Origin of the sequence: Clostridium kluyveri DSM 555 (genome assembly GCF_000016505.1) — a bacterium.
Classification (GTDB): Bacteria; Bacillota; Clostridia; order Clostridiales; family Clostridiaceae; genus Clostridium_B; species Clostridium_B kluyveri.
Genome location: NC_009706.1, coordinates 1,036,052 through 1,055,265, shown reverse-complemented (window position 1 = coordinate 1,055,265; position 19,214 = coordinate 1,036,052). Strand labels below are relative to the sequence as shown.

The 19,214-nt window shown below is 30.4% G+C and carries 16 protein-coding genes and 1 riboswitch; of the genes, 5 read left to right on the top strand and 11 right to left on the bottom strand.

Translation table 11 applies throughout. From position 1 onward, the window contains the following. Nucleotides 1–10: 10 nt before the first annotated feature. The 5 genes from nifH to CKL_RS05065 all read right to left on the bottom strand — a co-directional run bounded on the left by nifH (nt 11) and on the right by CKL_RS05065 (nt 6,305). Complete coding sequence (nifH, locus tag CKL_RS05085) at nt 11–829, bottom strand: nitrogenase iron protein (protein ID WP_012101409.1); 819 nt, start codon at nt 827–829, stop codon at nt 11–13. Nucleotides 830–1,036: 207 nt separating this feature from the next. Further along, nucleotides 1,037–1,140: riboswitch (SAM riboswitch) on the bottom strand. Between the two features lie 128 nt (nt 1,141–1,268). Next, complete coding sequence (locus tag CKL_RS05080; RefSeq protein WP_012101408.1) at nt 1,269–3,017, bottom strand: ABC transporter ATP-binding protein; 1,749 nt, start codon at nt 3,015–3,017, stop codon at nt 1,269–1,271. 370 nt (nt 3,018–3,387) lie between these two features. Continuing rightward, entirely contained in the window at nt 3,388–4,395 is a 1,008-nt protein-coding gene (locus CKL_RS05075) for an asparaginase (protein ID WP_012101406.1), read from the bottom strand. A gap of 54 nt (nt 4,396–4,449) precedes the next feature. Then, a complete protein-coding gene (locus CKL_RS05070) occupies nt 4,450–5,625 on the bottom strand; it encodes a MalY/PatB family protein (protein WP_012101405.1) in 1,176 nt (391 codons plus the stop codon). Between the two features lie 59 nt (nt 5,626–5,684). Beyond that, nucleotides 5,685–6,305: an epoxyqueuosine reductase QueH gene (locus CKL_RS05065; protein ID WP_012620304.1), complete on the bottom strand. Its 621-nt coding sequence runs from the start codon at nt 6,303–6,305 to the stop codon at nt 5,685–5,687. A 193-nt stretch (nt 6,306–6,498) separates the two neighbouring features. On the opposite strand from CKL_RS05065, the gene CKL_RS21490 reads away from it, so the two are divergent. From CKL_RS21490 to CKL_RS05055, 3 genes are all read left to right on the top strand, one after another. Continuing rightward, nucleotides 6,499–6,621 (top strand): hypothetical protein, encoded by a 123-nt coding sequence (locus tag CKL_RS21490; protein ID WP_278184184.1) that lies wholly within the window; start codon nt 6,499–6,501, stop codon nt 6,619–6,621. Between the two features lie 119 nt (nt 6,622–6,740). Next, the gene (locus tag CKL_RS05060; protein WP_012101402.1) at nt 6,741–7,295 is read left to right on the top strand and encodes a GNAT family N-acetyltransferase; all 555 of its coding nucleotides are present in this window, start codon (nt 6,741–6,743) and stop codon (nt 7,293–7,295) included. Between the two features lie 77 nt (nt 7,296–7,372). Continuing rightward, nucleotides 7,373–8,266, top strand: coding sequence for a DUF2156 domain-containing protein (locus tag CKL_RS05055; RefSeq protein WP_012101401.1), 894 nt, complete (start codon nt 7,373–7,375; stop codon nt 8,264–8,266). A 68-nt stretch (nt 8,267–8,334) separates the two neighbouring features. On the opposite strand, the gene CKL_RS05050 is transcribed toward CKL_RS05055, so the two are convergent. The 6 genes from CKL_RS05050 to CKL_RS05025 all read right to left on the bottom strand — a co-directional run bounded on the left by CKL_RS05050 (nt 8,335) and on the right by CKL_RS05025 (nt 16,558). Further along, nucleotides 8,335–9,711, bottom strand: coding sequence for an ATP-binding protein (locus CKL_RS05050; RefSeq protein WP_012101400.1), 1,377 nt, complete (start codon nt 9,709–9,711; stop codon nt 8,335–8,337). Between the two features lie 154 nt (nt 9,712–9,865). Further along, complete coding sequence (locus CKL_RS05045) at nt 9,866–10,465, bottom strand: nitroreductase family protein (protein WP_012101399.1); 600 nt, start codon at nt 10,463–10,465, stop codon at nt 9,866–9,868. 172 nt (nt 10,466–10,637) lie between these two features. Beyond that, nucleotides 10,638–12,479 (bottom strand): asparagine synthase (glutamine-hydrolyzing), encoded by a 1,842-nt coding sequence (gene asnB / locus CKL_RS05040; RefSeq protein WP_012101398.1) that lies wholly within the window; start codon nt 12,477–12,479, stop codon nt 10,638–10,640. Between the two features lie 158 nt (nt 12,480–12,637). Continuing rightward, on the bottom strand, nt 12,638–13,477 hold the full coding sequence (locus CKL_RS05035; protein ID WP_012101397.1) for a polysaccharide deacetylase family protein: 840 nt from the start codon (nt 13,475–13,477) through the stop codon (nt 12,638–12,640). A gap of 180 nt (nt 13,478–13,657) precedes the next feature. Then, nucleotides 13,658–15,328 carry a glutamine--tRNA ligase/YqeY domain fusion protein gene (locus CKL_RS05030; RefSeq protein WP_012101396.1) on the bottom strand — a complete coding sequence of 557 codons (1,671 nt, stop codon included), beginning with the start codon at nt 15,326–15,328 and terminating at the stop codon, nt 13,658–13,660. 522 nt (nt 15,329–15,850) lie between these two features. Beyond that, nucleotides 15,851–16,558 carry a helix-turn-helix domain-containing protein gene (locus CKL_RS05025; RefSeq protein ID WP_012101395.1) on the bottom strand — a complete coding sequence of 236 codons (708 nt, stop codon included), beginning with the start codon at nt 16,556–16,558 and terminating at the stop codon, nt 15,851–15,853. A 201-nt stretch (nt 16,559–16,759) separates the two neighbouring features. Between CKL_RS05025 and CKL_RS05020 the strand changes: the two genes are divergently transcribed. Continuing rightward, on the top strand, nt 16,760–17,962 hold the full coding sequence (locus tag CKL_RS05020; RefSeq protein ID WP_012101394.1) for a MerR family transcriptional regulator: 1,203 nt from the start codon (nt 16,760–16,762) through the stop codon (nt 17,960–17,962). Between the two features lie 73 nt (nt 17,963–18,035). Next, entirely contained in the window at nt 18,036–19,211 is a 1,176-nt protein-coding gene (locus CKL_RS05015) for a DegT/DnrJ/EryC1/StrS family aminotransferase (RefSeq protein ID WP_012101393.1), read from the top strand. Nucleotides 19,212–19,214: the final 3 nt, after the last annotated feature.

Sequence of the window (19,214 nt, the reverse complement as noted above, 5' to 3'; positions counted from 1 at the left end):
TATTCTCTATTTAATCTATAAGTCCATGCTCTAAAAATATTTCTTCAAGTCTTTCCTGGCTCATAGGTTTTGGAATTACAAACAATTCATTTTCTTCTATTGCTTTTGCAAGAGATCTATATTCAGCAGCTTGATCTTCATCAGAATCAAACTGTATTACTGTCTGTTTGTGAATTTCAGCTTTTTGAACCATATTATCCCTTGGAACAAAATAAATTAACTGAGTGCCTAATTCCTTTGCAAAAGTTTCCAATAATTTCTTTTCATTGTCTACATTTCTGCTGTTGCAGATAATTCCACCTAATCTTACTCCACCTTTTTTAGCATATTTTTTTATTCCTTTTGATATATTGTTTGCAGCATAAAGGGCCATCATTTCACCACTGGCTACAATATATATTTCTTTGGCTTTTCCTTCACGAATAGGCATAGCGAAGCCTCCGCACACAACATCCCCTAATACATCATAAAAAACATAGTCTAAGTCATCAGTATATGCTCCTAATCTCTCCAGCATGTTTATAGATGTAATTATTCCTCTTCCTGCACATCCTACACCTGGTTCTGGTCCACCAGATTCAACACATTTTATTCCACCAAATCCTGTTTTCATTATATAATCTAATTCTACATCTTCCCCTTCTTCCCTCAATGTATCTAGAACTGTCTTCTGTGCAAGTCCACCTAAAAGAAGCCTTGTAGAATCAGCTTTAGGATCGCATCCAACTACCATAACATTTTTTCCTAATTCCGATAAACCTGCTGTTAAATTTTGTGTAGTTGTGGATTTACCTATTCCACCTTTTCCATAAATCGCTACTTGTCTCATATATATGTTCCTCCTCAAATTGAAAATATCATTATTAAATTTATCTCCTCTCTGCATAACTTAAATATAAAAAAAGACCAAGTAAACCGAATAAACTTCAGTTTACCTAGTCTCCAGTGTGTCTGGTCAACTAAGGTATCGAAATTAATATTATACAATAAAAAACTTCTTACAGATGAAATGTAAGAAGTTTAACTCTTTCTTAATATCTCATCTTTCAGGTTACCCCGCAGGAATTGGCACCATTGAACAAATAACATTCAGGTTGCCGGGCATCATAGGGCCAGTCCCTCCGCCTCTCTTGATAAGAAGTTTTATATTAAATTTTAATTCACATAATATACTTTTACTTATTGATAGTACTATATAATTTTTTAGTTCTTTTGTCAATAGTTAATTTTTATAATTTAGAATTAATTTTATTATATGATTTATTTATTCAGTTTGATACAGAATTTAATCCTTGAAACTGCATATTATAATAATAAAAATATAATCCTTTTTTTCTTAAAAGTTCCTCATGATTTCCTCTCTCTTTGATTCCCTCATTATCAATTACTATTATCTCGTCTGCATTTCTTATGGTACTCAATCTATGGGCAATTACTATTGTAGTTCTATTCTTAGAGAGTTTTTCAAGAGAATTTTGTATAAATCTCTCGCTTTCATTATCTAAAGCGGATGTTGCCTCATCCAATATTAATATAGGAGGGTTTTTTAAAAACACTCTTGAAATAGATATCCTTTGTTTTTGGCCTCCTGAAAGTTTTACTCCATGCTGACCTATATAAGTATCATAGCCCTTAGGTAATGTCATTATATATTCATGAATATTGGCCTCTTTTGCAGCTTTTATTACCTCTTCATCAGAAGCATCTGGCCTTCCATACTTTATATTTTCTTTTACAGTACCAGAAAACATATAAACCTCCTGCTGTACAATTCCAATAGAATTTCTAAGAGATTCAATAGTTAAATTTCTTATGTCTTTTCCATCTATTGTTACAGCACCTCCTGTCACATCATAAAACCTTGGAAGCAGAGAACATATGGTTGTCTTCCCTGCACCAGAAGGACCAACTAATGCAATATTTTCGCCAGCTTTTATACTTACATTTATATTATTCAACACATTGTGCTTACTATGATAATTAAAATATACATTTTTATACTCTATATCGCCTTTTACATTCTCAAGTACTACAGCATCCTTACTATCAATTATTTCTGGTTCAGTTTCTATTATCTCCATAAATCTCCTAAAGCCAGCATAACCTTTTTGAAATTGTTCTGCAAAATTAATAAGTATATCTATAGGATTTATAAAAATATTTACATATAATGCATATACTGCTAAATCTGATATTCTTAAAGAACCTTCAGTGAAAAATATACCTCCAGAAACTATTATAGAAACATATAATATCCCCTGAAAAAAAGAATTGCCTGCAATAAATTCTCCCATAACTTTATAGCTATCTGCCCTGGAATTTAGATATTCATCGTTATTTTTACTGAATTTTCTTTCTTCCAAATCTTCATTTCCAAAAGACTTCACCGCTCGTATTCCTTCCAGGCTATCTTGAACTGATGCATTTATATTTGCCATTTTTTTCCTGTTATCTAAAAATATATACTGCATTTTTTTATTTTTACATACTGAAAATACTACCATAGCTATAGTAACTAAAAATAAAATTAATGTCATTTTAACATTTATAAATAATAATATTACAAAAGAACCTATAATTTTAACGAGGGATATAAATACATTTTCTGGTCCATGATGTGCAAGTTCCGATATATCAAAAAGATCAGATACAAGTCTTGACATCATCTGTCCTGTGTTATTATTGTCATAATAAGAAAATGACAGCTTTTGAAGATGATTAAACAAATCACTTCTCATATTATTTTCCATTCTAGCTCCCATAATATGTCCCCAGGAAGCTATAAAATATTGGCAAAAATATTTTAATATGTACATAGCCACTAATGCTATGCCTATGTAAATCAGCCCTTCCAACACTACACTTTTATCCCTAATAAAAAAATTCTTTGAAAGATAACTTAAAATTAAAGGAAAAGATAAATCTACTATTGAAACTAAAAATGCACAAACCATATCTGTAAAAAATAGAAATCTATATGGTTTATAATAACTTAAAAATCTTGTTATTATATTCACTTTAATCCCACCTTTCTAAATTACATTATACTATATTCATAATATATATTTTTCTTTTTATAATAATATTATTTAATGATATTGAATATCATATGATATTATGTTATTATTAATATTAGTTAATGTCTCTTCAAAATAATAACCTAAGCTGAACAGTACAATAATTTTACTTAAAAATGAGAACCCCCGATTTCATCAAATACATCCTATTAAATTTCTATGAAATTTAATAGGATGTATTTTTACATAAAAACAAAAGCAGGCAATATTATAAATAATAACGCCCACTTAATCCAAAACAATACTTCCTCGATACATATTAGACGAAATACATTTCATTCTTGCTTCAATAAAATTAAAAATTTAATTTTTAATTTTTATTCAAACGAAAATCAGGGAATATTTCTCCTATCTTCTCCTTTATATTGTTAATATTATCCTTAATTTTAAATTTACTTAAAGTTCTTTTTTCTTCTTCCTTTAAAACTTTTAAATCTTCCAGACATTTAACTGCTGTGGGCCATAAAGCTCGTGTACTACCATCTTCTATCTTAATTGCTATACCTAAATCCATATCTTTTACTCCTATACAGTATACTCCCTCTGCGCCAAGTTTTCCTATGAGTCTGCCTCCGGTGTTTTTCATAAGTTCGGTACAAAAACCTCCCGTTCCGGCTACCATCTCCGGTGCCCTTGTCATGGCCTTAAATACTCTATCAGCAGCATTTTTATACTCTTCTGTAAATACACTGCTGTTGGCCATTTTACAAAATCCTAGTGCCATATTATAAAGCGGCATTCCAAAAATGGGCACAGTGCATCCATCTACACCTACAATTATGCCGTTCTCTTTCACAGAACAAACTTTACATACTATTTTCTTTATTTCTTTTTGTACAGGATGTTCCAAAAGATTGTAGCTACTTATATCATACCCTTTCAAAACACATATGGAAAGTATTCCACAATGCTTTCCAGAACAGTCAGTATAAGAAGGATTTATTTCCACATGATTCCATAGCAGTTTTTCAGCATATTCCTCATTGAGGGACAAAGTGGAACCACACAACAGATTATCTATGCCAAGTCCTATCTTTTTTAGTATGTTATTTACGGTTTTTCTATGAAAATCCTCTCCATAATGAGAAGCACACATTATGGCTATTTCTTCGTCCGTAAAAGAAAATTTTTCATCGGCTCCAGACAATATAACATTTAAAGTTTGTATTGGCTTTGCCGCAGAACGCATATATGTAATCTTATATGGGTTTCCCAAACTATAAAGGAGTTTACCTTTACTGTTTACTACAGCTATATCTGCTCTATGAATACTTTCAACTAAAGATCCTCTCGTAACTTTTACTGCTATTTCTGACACAAGAACCCCTCCAAAAATAAAATAGTATAATCAATTATACTATTTGTAAATTTATTACAAATTATTTACAGCTTCTTCAATTCTTCCCAAAGCCTCTCTTAGAACATCCCTAGGACAAGCAATATTCATTCTTTCAAAACCCTCTCCACTTTTTCCGAAGGTAAATCCTTCATTAAACTGAATTTTCGCTCTGGTAAGCATAAAATCTTTAAGCTCCATTCCATTCATACCTAATTCTCTGCAATCTATCCATAATAAATAAGTACCTTCCGGTTCAATAATTTTAAGTTTAGGTATTCTTTCCCCTACATATTTTTTTACAACCTCTTTATTTTCATATAAATAATCTATAAGCTGATCCAGCCATCCTTCTCCATATTTATAGGCTGTTTCACAAGCTATCATACCAAATAAATTAATACTTAATGCTGCTGCATTCTCCAGTTGTATAATATATTCCCGTCTTAATTTATCCTTTGGTATAATTATATTTGAGACCTGTAGACCCGCCAAATTGAAAGTTTTGCTTGGTGCAGTACATATTATAGAATTTTCTCTAATATCATTTGATATTGCAGCTAAAGGTATATGCTTATAATTTTTATATACCAAATCTGAATGAATCTCATCAGATACTATAAGTACATTATTTTTTATACACATTTCTCCTAACTTTCTTAATTCCTCTCCAGTCCATACCCTTCCAACTGGATTATGAGGACTGCATAATATTAGCAGCTTAACTCGAGGATGTTTTAACTTATGCTCTAAGTCCTTAAAATCCATATAATACTTTCCCTGAACAAACTTGAGAGGATTATCTACTATTGCACAGCCATTTCTCACTATAGCTTTATAAAAAGGATAATAAACTGGTGATTGTAAAATAACTTTATCTCCTGGGTGAGTAAAAGCTTTTATAATATTATTTATAGCAGGAACAACCCCTGAACTAACAACAATCCAATCTTTTTTTAGCTCCCAACTGTGCCTTTTCATCATCCAGTTCATTATGGACTCATAATAACCCTCATTAACTTTTGTATATCCATAAATGCCCTGATTCGCTCTTTGAATTATTGCTTTCTTAACTTCAGGTACAGTTTCAAAGTCCATATCTGCTATAGACATAGGAATAATATATTTTCCCTCACATTGTTTTTTACTGAAATCCCATTTAACACAATGGGTATCCCTTCTAGAAACAACTTGGTCAAAATTATACTGCAATTTTATTCCTCCATTCCTTATCTGTTATACTTTTTATAAACAACCTTTAAATTAATACCTTATGATAGCTCATTTTTAGAAAATATACAACCACAATAATTTTGTCTGTATAAATTATATTCCTTAGAAAGTTCAATAGATCTTTTATACCCATTTTTCTTTTTGAAATCTGAGTACAAATATTTAATTTTATATTTATCAGCTAAATCTTTTCCTATACAATTCAATTTCTGTGCATTTTTATAAGGACTTATGGTTAAAGTAGTAGTAAAATAATCATAATTTGCCTCTTTAGCAAGTTTTGCCGTCTCCTCAAGTCTCAATTTATAGCATTTAAAACACCTTAGACCACCTTCTTTCTCTTTTTCAAGTCCTTCGGATATAAAATAAAATTTTTCACTGTCATAGGAACCCTCTATAAAATTTATTTTATCATTAGTATTAAAATTGAGAATAAATTTTCTTTGTTCCTTAACTCTTTTTATATATTCTTCATAAGGATATATATTAGGATTATAATAAAAAACCGTTATATAAAAATAATTACATAAATATTCTAATACATAACTGCTGCAGGGAGCACAACAGCTGTGAAGCAATAGTGAAGGAGTTTTTTTCTCATATATAATTTTATCTATGATTTTATTCAATTCATTTTGGTAGTTTACATTCACATACATCAGCCCTTTATAAAAATATCACTTATTGATTTAGTAAATTAAGTTTTTTAACCTAGAAAGGTTTTACATATTATTAAAGTTTATATTAATTTCATATAATAGTAAATAAAAATATATTATAATATATAAAAAATAAACAATATCCCACTCATTTCAAAATTGAATTTTATACAGCTTATGAGTTATAATAGTTATGTCAAAAAAGTCATTATTATTTAGTTCTAATTTTTATCCCAACGCTGCCATGGCTAATACTTCCATGGTCTTTAAAATGGGAGATAAGCGCAGCCGGATAAATTCTTTCCCTAAAGGATAACGTATTTTAAATGCTAAAGACACTAAGAATACTGTTAATAAGGTTCAGATGGAAAAAACATTTCTCTATAGCAAATTCCATCTGAACCTCCGAATCATTTGATAAGAGGTGAGTACGTCTTGATTAAAAATTTGCTGAAAGGTTCTAATGTATTTCTTACTTCTTTTAAAGAAGAGCATCTAAATTATCTGGAAAAATGGTATAATGACATATTATTTCTAAGAAACTTTGATGTCACAGCTGCTTTTCCAAAAAGCTTGGAAGAATTAAAAAGTATAATAAAAAATTCAAAAGAAAGTTCCGATAAATTCATTTTTGCTGTGAACTCTATAAGACAGAATAAAATAATTGGAATTACAGGATTTGAAAATATACTTTGGAATAATGGTACTGCAACAATATACATAGGTATAGGGGATGATGACTTTAGGGGACATGGTATAGGACAAGAATCACTATACCTTACCATGGAATTTGGTTTTCAAGAGTTAAATTTTCATAGAATACAACTTACTGTTCTATCTTATAATACGCCAGCCATAAAACTATATGAAAAATTAGGGTTTAAAAAAGAAGGAACCTATAGGGAATTTATTCATAGAGATGGAATTAGGTATGATATGTACCTTTATGGCATACTAAGATCAGAATGGAAACTTAATACAAAATACTAAAAGGAGGTATACTGCTAGTAGAATAATGTGCTCCATTTTTTAATGTATGCACTATTTTATTAAGTTGCAGAATTTTTATGCTTATATTTAAACCTATAACTATTGACGATAAAAGCATTTTTGATAAATATTTAGTTAACTATAATTTTGATACAAGCGAATATTCTTTCACCAGTCTAATTATATGGAGAAAAGGATGTGATATCACATATACCATATATGATAATGCTCTTATTATAAAGAAAAAAGACTTCAATGGTAATTACCACTTTATGCAGCCTATAGGATATACCAAAGACAATATTAAAAATATAATAAAAAAACTTACAGAATATAAAGAAGAAAATAATATGCCCTATTTATTTAAAGATGCTGAAGGAAAATTTTTAAGTGATTTAAAAGAAATCTATGGGGAGGCTGTCCATTCAAAACCAGATATAAATAATTTTGATTATATTTACACCACTCAAAAACTTATTACCTTATCTGGTAAAAAGCTTCATTCCAAAAAAAATCATTATAATTATTTTATAAAAACCTATAATTATACCGTTAAGGATTTCTATGATTCAGAAGTTAAAACAGACATTATAAGTGCAGCCCAAAGTTGGTATAAACAAAAAAACAGTGGTAATAAATATTTAAAATATGAATTAGAAGGTATTAAAGAAATTGTATTTAACATGGAAAAATTAAATTTAAAGGCAATGGCTGTATACGTAGATAACAAAATATCTGCTTTTACCATAGGGGAAAAAGTAAATTCCAACATGGCAATTATTCACATAGAAAAGGGAAGTTCTTCTATACGGGGAATATACACTTTTACTAATAAAACCTTTGTAGAAAATTATTTATCCGACGTTAAATATATAAATAGAGAACAAGATTTAGGCATTGAAGGTCTTAGAAAAGCCAAAAGATCCTATTATCCTGTAAAAATGGGAGAAAAATATTGTATAAACATATAATAGATTTATTATTATAGAAACAAAAAATAAAACTCAGGAATTCTAAAATTGATTCCTGAGTTTTACCTTTAAACTTTATAATCTTCTGTCCTTTCATGACCTTCTATCCAATCTATAAATTGTCTGGCAGTCCTTGCCGAACGTCCATTATACCATCTTTCCCATTTAAGAGCTTCTTTATGTAATGTTTCCCTATCTATTTTTAAATTCCTATTTTTAGCAATTCCATCTACAATCTGTAAATATTTATTTTTATCTGGAGATACAAATACTACATTTATTCCAAATCTATCTGCCAGTGAAAGCTTTTCCTGAACACTGTCCCCTCCATGAATTTCTTCACTAAAATTAGGAGAAGGAAATACACCTCTTTCATTGAAATACTCTTTAACAAGATGTCTCCTGTTAGAAGTAGCATATATTAATACATTCTGCGATTTATTCTCAAGTCCCCCTTCAAGTATGGATTTAAGGGCGGTATAACTCCCTTCATTGTCTTCAAATACCAAATCATCTATAAATATAATAAACTTTTGAGTTCTAGTCTTCAAAACTCTTATTATATCCGCAAAATCCTTTAAATAAGCTTTTGGAAGTTCAACCATCCTTAATCCTTCTGTATAATATTTATTAAGTATAGCTTTTACTGTAGAGGATTTGCCTGTTCCACGATCTCCATGTATTAAAACATTATTCGCAGGAAAGCCCTTAAGAAATTGAATGGTATTTTCTATTATTATAGAACGTTCTCTTTCATAGGCCACAAGATCTGAAAGGCCAATAGGATCTGGCTTTTCAATACCTTTAAATTCTCCTTTTCCATCAATATATTCCCATATAAAAGCTCTATAGCGAACAAACATGCCGCAGCCATAATCTTCATGAAACTTTTGAAGATCTTCTATACATTCACTCCAATTACTACTGTAATGAAACTTTTTCTTTAAATTCCTTATATGATTAGCATAATTATGTTCTTTAAAATCATTTGTATCCTTCAATTCTGGAAGTTTTTCTATTATCTCTTTAAACTCATCATTTTGAAAATAGTTCAATAACATTTGTTTTATATTTGAAAAATTCAATCTTGCAATATACCTTAAACTCTCTAAATCATTAGCTGCAGCACTTTTGATGGAATTTTCAAATTTATTAAAACTTTTGTTTTCTGCTCCTTTTGAAAATGGATTTTCACTAAAAATTATTTCATCTATAATATATTCTTCTAAAGAAGAATATCCTTTATGTACCAACATAAAAAAGAATTCATTGTATAACCTGATAACAGATTCTATATGTATCTTACCCTGACAAATAAGTTCAAGAAAATCTGTTAATCCCAAGATTACCCTATCTCTCAGTAGTTCCCTGTAGATAGATATTGAATTTAAACTTAACTTTGCATACTTTATTTCATATCCAACTTCAAAATGTATATTTTTCATAAAATGCCCCCCAATATAATGTAGATTTATAATTTATTTTAACACAATGGGCATAAAAACATAAACAAATACTTGTTAAAATAAAAATATACTGTTGAAATTTCATATAAAAAGCAACTTCCTCCAAATTTTTGTAAGAAAGCTGCTTTTACATTTACTTAAATATTTTTAATCTATCCTTTAATGGTTTAATTTCTTTTTCTCCGGCTGGTATAGTTGGTTTTCCAAATGGAAGCTGTGCAATTAATTTCCAATTATCTGGTATATTATATGTTTTCTTTACTTCTTCATCTATAAGAGGATTATAATGCTGAATTGAAGCTCCAAATCCTTCTACCTCTAATGAAGTCCATATTATATATTGTAGTATTGCAGAACCTTGTTGGGACCATATTGGAAAATTTTCCTTATACCTTGGAAAATTCTTTTCAAGTTCAGATACAGCATCTTCATCCTCAAAGAATAAGACTGAACCATAACCGCTTCTGAAAGATTGAATCTTTTCTGCTGTTTTTGAAAATCTTTCAGCCGGAACTCTTTTTTTAAGCTCTCCTTCTGTAATATCCCATAATTTATCATGATTTTGTCCTAAAAGAACTACTACTCTAGCAGTTTGAGAATTAAACGCCGAGGGTGCATTTTTTAAAGCCCCTTCAACTATCTCTATTATTCTATCATCAGAAACAACTTTTTCCTTACTTATACCATAAATACTTCTTCTATTTTTCACCGCATCATAAAAATTTTTAGCCATTAGAAATACCTCCTATTCAATAATTATTATCTGTTAGCATTTATTATATATCATTTTTTTAAAAAATCAATAGTAATTTAAAATTATTTTCTAGATGATGAAAAATAATCTTATAAAAAACAAGCAGTGCTTATAGCTAAAATACTATAAGCACCGCATATTTTTATCTTTATTATATTTCTATTTTAACTTTATACTCCTTAAGCCATTCATTAACCTGTATTAAATAAGCCAGCAATTGTGGCCCTCTCATAAGCTGTCCAAACCAAGGAGCTTTAAAAGAAGCTCCTCCTGTTTCTATTAAAGTCTTAACTGATTTTTTATCTATAAGATTAAGAATAGGAGATGTTTTATCCTTCATTATATTTTTCATCCATTTTTGAACCCTTTTAGTATATTCAGGATTATGGGTTTTAGGATAAGGACTCTTTTTTCTCTCAATAATATCCTCTGGTAATATTCCTTTTAAGGCTTTTCTCAATAATCCTTTTTCTCTGCCTTTATAAAATTTTATTTCAGAAGGTATATTAAAAGCATATTCTACCAATCTATAGTCTGCAAAAGGAACTCTCACTTCTAGACTATTTGACATACTCATTCTATCTTTTCTATTTAATAAAGTAATCATAAACCATTTAATATTCAAATAAAATAATTCTCTCATACGATGTTCTAATTTTGATTCTCCCTCTAAGTGAGGAACCTGCCTTATGCTGCTTTCATATTGTTCTTTTAAATATTCCTCCAGATTCAGAGACTTTAATTCATGAGATAGAATTTCTTTTCTAGCACCTACAGATTTAGACCATGGAAAAGTATGAGCATTAATATCTTCCGGCCTTCTGTACCATGGGTACCCACCAAATATTTCATCTGCGCACTCCCCTGATAAAGCCACAGTATTATCTTTTCTAATTTCCCTACAAAAAAGATATAAAGATGAGTCGATATCCGCCATCCCTGGAAGATCACTGGCCTTTACAGAATTATACAATGCATTGGCTAAATTTTCACTAGTATTTATAATTCCATGATGATTGCTATTTATATATTCTGACATTTTTAAGGCCCAAATTCTATCAGGGGTAGGTTCAAAATCATTTGCTTCAAAGTATTTATCATTATCTTCATAGTCAATAGAATAGGTCTTTAAAATTTTTCCCTGTTTTTTAAATTCCGAAGCTGCCACCGCAGATATTGCACTGGAATCAAGCCCTCCTGAAAGGAATGTGCAAATGGGAACATCTGCTACCAGTTGCCTTTTTATAGCATCTACCAAAAGACTTCTTACATGTTCCGCTGTAGTTTCTATATCTTCATTATGAATCCTGCACTCAGGCTTCCAGTATTCTCTTAATTTAAACCCATCTTCTGTATATATTCCATAATTAGCTGGAGGTACTTCATGTATATCCTTGAATATACCTCCCCCTAAAGATCTTGCAGGCCCCAGAGCAAATATTTCAGTTAATCCTTCCTTATCTACTATTGGTTCTACATAAGGGTGTACTAAAAGTGTTTTAATTTCCGAGCCGAATAAAAGAGAGTTATTTCTTATTGTATAAAATAAAGGTTTTACTCCCAAAGGATCCCTTGCCATAAATAATCTATTTTCAATTTCATCCCAAATTGCAAAAGCATATATACCATTTATATGCTTTACACAATCTACTCCCCAATGTATATAACTAGTGAGCAGTACTTCCGTATCTGAATATGAGTTGAAAGAATAATTTTGTTTTATAAATACTTTTCTTAAATCTTCAGTATTATAAAGTTCCCCATTATATACAATTATATATTTTTTCCCATTTACACTTTTGGACATAGGCTGAGCGCCGCCTGAAGGATCTACCACTATAAGTCTTCTATGGCCTAATAGCACATTTTTGGAAAAATAATATCCCTGATCATCAGGACCTCTTTCCTTTAACGTATTTGTCATATTTAAAATTATATCTCTATTTTTAGAAATATCCTCTTTTAGATTAATCCATCCTGCAATTCCACACATAAGAGAAGTTACCTCCAAATAATTTATTAATTAACATTAAAGTATGTTTTACCATTATTTTACGTACTTAATTATAATTTATGATTTAAAAATATATATGTGCATAAATTAATTAATTTATGCACATATATATAAATAATTCATAAACTATATCATTGCTAATTTAAAGTTTCAAAAATATATCCATTAGATTTTAAATATTGTATTACCTCTGGAAGAGCTTCTACTGTGGTAGTTTTTGCTGGAGCATCATGCATCAGAATCACCACCGTATTATCAGTAGTATACTTCTTCAAATTATTCATAAGAATATCTACAGGCAAATTATTTCCATTAGCATCTCCCGTCATATCATTCCAATTTACAAAATGATATCCTTCTTTCGTAATAGCATCCTTAAAAGGCTGCATATTTAAATGTGCTGTAGTAAAAGATCCTCCTGGAAATCTTAACAGTTTTAAATTGTAATCTTGTCCTAATATTGATTTTAACACTAAATCACATTTATTTACATCCCCTACAAACACTGATGGGTCTTCTCTATATCTTAATCTATGACTATAAGTATGGTTACCCACTACATGTCCTTCTTTTACTTCTTGTTTAACTAATTCTCTATACTTCTCAGCATTTTGACCGATTAAGAAAAAGGTTGCCTTTATATCATTCTCTTTTAATATTCTGAGTACTTCTGGAGTATTGTTTATAGAAGGACCATCATCGAAAGTTAAATATGCCACTTTTTTACCATCTTCTCTCTTAAATTCCCAAGGCTTGTACTCTCCTGGCGGTTGGGAAGTAGTGAACCTCTTCTTTAATGCATCCTGTTCTTTTGTCTGTGCCACTACTGCGTTTTGTTCAGTATTTTTTTGAGAAGCAAGTTTATTTCCTATGTAAAACCCCCAAGAAAAAACCATTAAAGTAAAAGCTGCAGTAAGAATCTTATTTCTTCTTCTAATAATTTTATTCTTTTTAATTCTATATTCATATTTATTCATAACATCTATCTCCCAACCCCATATGCTACAAAAGACTTATCCTGAGCCAACACCTATATCATTCCATTTTTATACACATCATAAGAAAATATAATTTCATTAATAATCCATTCATCATATTCTTATCTAAATTAATTATAAACAAAATTTAAATTTTTTTAAGTGAATGGTTTAATTTATTTACTTATTCTCTGGTATCTTAAAAGAACTTTTAAGAGACACTATCCTATTAAATACTAATTCACCATTTTTACTACATTTTCCATCTAAAACAAAATATCCGTGTCTAAAAAACTGAAATTTTTCATCAGATTTTACATGTTTCATATCAGGTTCTACAAAACCTTTTACAACTTTTAGAGAATTCGGATTAACATGATCCAAAAATAAATCTTCTTCTCCTTCTTTTTCCTGCTGTTCCAATATCAAAGGCTCATAAAGCCTTATTTCTGCTGGAATTGCAGTATCTACATTTATCCAATGAAGCGTACCCCTTACTTTTCTTCCATCGGGGCTATTTCCACCCTTTGATGCAGGATCATAAGTACAGCGTAATTCTATGACATTTCCATCTTTATCTTTAATTGCTTCAGTACATTTTATAAAATAAGCACTTTTTAACCTGACTTCATTCCCCGGGAACAATCTGTAGTACTTTTTAGGTGGATTTTCCATAAAATCTTCTTGTTCTATATATATTTCTCTTGAAAAAGGCACTTCTCTAACTCCTGCACTGGCATCATCAGGATTATTTTCAATTTTAAAAGTTTCTGTTTTTCCCTCTGGATAATTAGTTATTACGACCTTAAGAGGATTTAATATAGCCATAGTCCTAGGAGCTTCTTTCTCAAGATCATCTCTTAAAAAATAATCAAGCATCTGAGAATCTACTATACTGCTAGCTTTAGACACCCCTATTGCCCTGCAAAAATTTCTAATAGATTCTGGAGTAAATCCTCTTCTTCTCAAACCTGCAATGGTCGGCATACGTGGATCATCCCATCCATCTACAAAATTTTCATCTACAAGCTGTTTAAGTTTTCTCTTACTCATAACTGTATTTGTCATATTTAATCTAGCAAATTCTATTTGTTTAGGTCTATTTTCTATTTCACACTCCTGTATTATCCAGTCGTAAAGAGGCCTATGATCTTCAAATTCAAGTGTACATATAGAATGAGTAACTCCTTCAATAGCATCTTCTAAGGGATGAGCAAAATCATACATAGGATATATGCACCATCTATCTCCAGTATTGTGATGACTTGCATGAGCTATTCTATATAATACGGGATCTCTCATGTTTATGTTGGGAGAAGCCATATCAATTTTTGCCCTTAAAACCTTTTCCCCATCTTTAAATTCTCCATTTTTCATACCTTCAAACAACTTAAAATTTTCTTCTACATCCCTATTTCTATAAGGGCTTTCTTTTCCTGGTTTTGTTAAAGTACCCCTATATTCTCTTATTTCATCGGCGGTCAAATCACATACATATGCTTTTCCCTTTTTTATTAAAAAAACAGCATATTCATACATTCGTTCAAAATAACTAGAAGCAAAACATAGATTATCCCAATTATATCCAAGCCACTTTACATCTTCTTTTATTGATTCTACATACTCCACATCTTCTTTTGAAGGATTGGTATCATCAAACCTTAAATTAACTTTTCCTTCAAATTCATCTGCCAAGCTGAAATTCAAGACTATCGATTTTGCATGACCTATGTGCAAATATCCATTAGGCTCCGGGGGAAATCTAGTTACTACCTTTTCATATTCTCCTGATTTTAAATCTTCTATAATTATATTTTTAATAAAATTTGATGAATTATTATTATCTCCCATAAACAACCTTCCTTTTCTAAAACTTATTTTTATATTTAAGACAATTCAGCCCAATTATAGACAATTAACCATTTACCTGCAGCTATAGAATTAAATTCTATGCTCGCAATAAAAGGCATTTTGAATAAACAAATGCCCTTCTTAAAAAACCATACAAACTCTTGAAGGCTATAGCTCTTATCCCTCTTTTAATAAAAAACACACTAAAAGTTTATAATAAAAGTTTTATTAATTAAATTATAACTCTTTATTTAAAAAATAATACTATATCCGACATTATTATATAAGACTTCCATTACTTTTATATGATATTACCATATAATAAGTTTATATTCAATAATAAGCCATTTTATTTATCCGATACCTATTTTTATTATTCTGTTGTCATTTTTATAAAATATGGTTAAATGAAAAAGTAAATTCATCTTTTCACCGGGCCATTGATAATGCAGAACTTACGTCAGATTTTTTCTAATTACCAGAGCTGGAACTGGCAGTATAATAAGTAAAAGATGTCTGTTTCTATGAGTTCAAGCATGGCAAATAGGCATCTGAAATTTTGTAACGAACACTTCTTCTTAAATCAATATTTTTGGCAGTAAAAACTCCCCTGTCAATATAATTGTAAAGAGTCCTCCGACTGCAAGGGATTTCATGACTATGATGAGCATAAATATGAGCGAGTGATTGGCTCTGCTTCAGTAAGGGAGAAATAAGCTCATCAAGCAAGGCAATGTCAGCGGGTGATTGATTAATACCATCTCTACAAGAGACCAGAAGGTCATGAGAAGATTCATCAGCCTGCTGGGGCGAATAAAGTGCATGTTGCAACTCACAACGGCGACGAAATTTCAAGCAGCCATTGCAGACATAGGGTGCCTTTTGAAGTTTAGGACAGATGGTTTCTTGATAGTCAGGACAAATAAGGGAACACTGTCTAATGCCAAGCTTTGTATCGTAGCAGAGTTTACATGGTCTGACGCAATCTTTATTCTGGCAGAGGAAGCGCATCTGACAACTTTTAAAATGAGCACACTGTAGCACTTTTTTCGGATCCTTTCTTCGTGGAAAGTAACGGTATTTTTTTACCTCTTTTGAAACAGTACTTGGATGCTTATCAATACTTCTGGCAATGGATGCAAAGGATTTACCATCCATTAACCCTTTTTCAATTTTAATGCGTTGTGTAGTAGTTAAGTGTTTACAATCAAACTTTTTCACTTTGCACATAATTATACCTCCAGTTATTATGGAGGAAATCCACTAACCAGGTTTCATTGTAGCAAATATCGTGCAAGACTAAAATCTCGAAACACGAATTAAGTAGTGCAAACAAGAATTTACCTTTTCATTTTACAATATACTTTTTAAAAATCTATTGCGCCTTACCTTACGTCATATGGTACAATAGTTTAGGTAGAGGTGATACTAATGTGTACGCAAAAATCTAATCTATTCACCATTGGTAAATTTGCTGAAAAATCAGGGGTTACTTTAAGAACTCTAAGATATTATGATAAAATAGGACTTTTAAAACCCTGTTCTTATACTAAATATGGCCACAGACTGTACAACTTTGAGGACTTCAGTAAGCTGCAAAAAATACTTACGCTTAAATTCATAGGACTTTCACTAGAAGATATATCAAAAATAATGAACTATGACGTAAATCACAGAGATTTAAAAAAATCTCTTGAAATACAGAAAAAAATAATGAAAAAAAAGATATATCACATAGAAGCTGTAATCAAGTCCATAGAAGAAGCGGTACACATGATGGACAGTGAAAAAGAATTCAATTGGAATAAATTTTTAAATATAATAAACATAATAAACACAGATCAGAAGTGGATGGAACAATATGAAAATGCCTCTAATTTAAGATCTAGAATAAAAATTCATGAACTTTTTAGTACCAATAAGCAGGGTTGGATGAAGTGGTTTTTTAATCATCTAAATCTTCCAGATAAAGTTTCCATATTGGAATTAGGCTGTGGTGATGGACGATTGTGGCAAAAAAATTTAGATAAAATTCCAGAGGGATGGGATATAACTCTCACTGATTTTTCTCCTGGAATGCTAGAGGACACTAAAAAAAATCTCACGTTAAATTTAAAAAGATTTAAGTTTAACATTGTAGATGTTCAGCATATTCCTTATAAAGATAACAGTTTTGATGTAGTAATCGCAAACCATATGCTCTACCATGTTACTAATGTAGATAAAGCTCTTTCAGAAATTTATAGAACTTTAAAACCTAAAGGATATTTTTATGCTTCTACAGTTGGAAAAAATCATATGAAAGAAATGAGAGAAATTGTTAAAAGAGCTAATTTACAAAATATAACTACAAATAGTTGGAACCTTACAGAAAACTTTCAGCTTGAAAACGGATTGGATAAAATCTCCACATGGTTTAAAAATGTAACACTAACACGATATAATGATAATTTAAAGTTGACAATTATTGAACCTCTTATGGACTACATATTCTCCATGCCAGGAAATGCTAAAAATGCATTTGATCAAAATAAAATCCATCATCTTAAAGGTTTCTTAAAGTCTGAAATAAATAAAAATGGATATATTTATATAACAAAAGACACAGGTTTCTTTCAGGGAACAAAAGAATAAATTGATTTAATGCATTTGATTACCTGTATGTTCACTACTCTTGTTGACTGCCCAAAGAAAGGATTTGATATTTATGAATAAAAAAATTCCCTTTTCTCCTCCTGATATTACCCAGGACGAAATTGATGCTTTATCTGAAGTTTTAAAATCAGGATGGATAACCTCTGGACCTAAAACTGCTGAATTTGAAAAGAAATTAGCTGACTACTGCAGTGCAAATTATTCAGCAGCAGTTTCAAGTGCCACCTGTGGTATGGAACTTCTACTAAAAGTATTTGATATTAAAGATGGAGATGATGTAATAACCACTCCTTATACCTATACATCTACTGCAGCCGTATCTATTCAAAGAAGTATAAAACCAATTATGGTGGATGTAAAAAAGAATAACTTTTCTATAGATATAGATAAGATATATGATGCAATTACTCCAAATACAAAAGCCATTTTTTCTGTAGACTTTGCAGGAGTGCCTGTAGACTATGATGCTCTAAGACAAGTTCTAAAACTTAAAAATCGTGAAGATATACTGCTCGTATCAGACTCTGCCCATGCCCTTGGAGCTTCATACAAAGGAAAGAGGGTAGGCAGCCAGTTAGATGCCCATGTATTTTCTTTTCATGCAGTAAAAAATTTGACTACAGCAGAAGGGGGAGCTATAACCTTTAACAATAATAACTTATTTGGAAAAGAAAACTTATTAAAGGATTTAAAATTGAATTCCCTTAATGGCCAATCAAAGGATGCCTTATCCAAAATGAAAGCAGGTGCCTGGAAATATGACATAGTTACAGCAGGATATAAATGTAATATGGCAGACATAAATGCTGCTCTTGGATTAGTTCAACTTAGAAGATATAATAATATGCTTCAAAGGCGCAAAAAAATATTTGAAATATATTCAAGCATATTATCACAAAAAGAATGGGCCATACTTCCTTTTAAAGAAAATCAGAACATGGAAACCTCCTATCACCTGTATCCACTTAGGATTAAAGAATTAAAAGAAGAACAAAGAGATGAAATTATAAAAACACTTGCAGAAAAAGGCATAGCAGTTAATGTTCACTTTATACCACTGCCTATGTTTACCTTATATAAATCCCTTGGATATTCCATAAAAGATTACCCAAATGCCTATGAACAATATGCCAATGAAATAACACTACCACTTTATTCAACTCTCCTTCCAGAAGATGCTGAATATGTGGTAAAAGAGCTTATAAAAGTAGTAGAGAAGGTGAAATAAATA

Excerpts from the sequence above, each read along its gene's own strand:
- nifH (WP_012101409.1), bottom strand. The coding sequence starts at position 829 with ATGAGACAAGTAGCGATTTATGGAAAAGGTGGAATAGGTAAATCCACA.
- CKL_RS05065 (WP_012620304.1), bottom strand. The coding sequence starts at position 6,305 with ATGTATGTGAATGTAAACTACCAAAATGAATTGAATAAAATCATAGAT.
- CKL_RS21490 (WP_278184184.1), top strand. The coding sequence starts at position 6,499 with ATGTCAAAAAAGTCATTATTATTTAGTTCTAATTTTTATCCCAACGCT.
- CKL_RS05055 (WP_012101401.1), top strand. The coding sequence starts at position 7,373 with ATGCTTATATTTAAACCTATAACTATTGACGATAAAAGCATTTTTGAT.
- CKL_RS05050 (WP_012101400.1), bottom strand. The coding sequence starts at position 9,711 with ATGAAAAATATACATTTTGAAGTTGGATATGAAATAAAGTATGCAAAG.
- CKL_RS05045 (WP_012101399.1), bottom strand. The coding sequence starts at position 10,465 with ATGGCTAAAAATTTTTATGATGCGGTGAAAAATAGAAGAAGTATTTAT.
- asnB (WP_012101398.1), bottom strand. The coding sequence starts at position 12,479 with ATGTGTGGAATTGCAGGATGGATTAATCTAAAAGAGGATATTTCTAAA.
- CKL_RS05035 (WP_012101397.1), bottom strand. The coding sequence starts at position 13,477 with ATGAATAAATATGAATATAGAATTAAAAAGAATAAAATTATTAGAAGA.
- CKL_RS05030 (WP_012101396.1), bottom strand. The coding sequence starts at position 15,328 with ATGGGAGATAATAATAATTCATCAAATTTTATTAAAAATATAATTATA.
- CKL_RS05025 (WP_012101395.1), bottom strand. The coding sequence starts at position 16,558 with ATGTGCAAAGTGAAAAAGTTTGATTGTAAACACTTAACTACTACACAA.
- CKL_RS05020 (WP_012101394.1), top strand. The coding sequence starts at position 16,760 with ATGTGTACGCAAAAATCTAATCTATTCACCATTGGTAAATTTGCTGAA.
- CKL_RS05015 (WP_012101393.1), top strand. The coding sequence starts at position 18,036 with ATGAATAAAAAAATTCCCTTTTCTCCTCCTGATATTACCCAGGACGAA.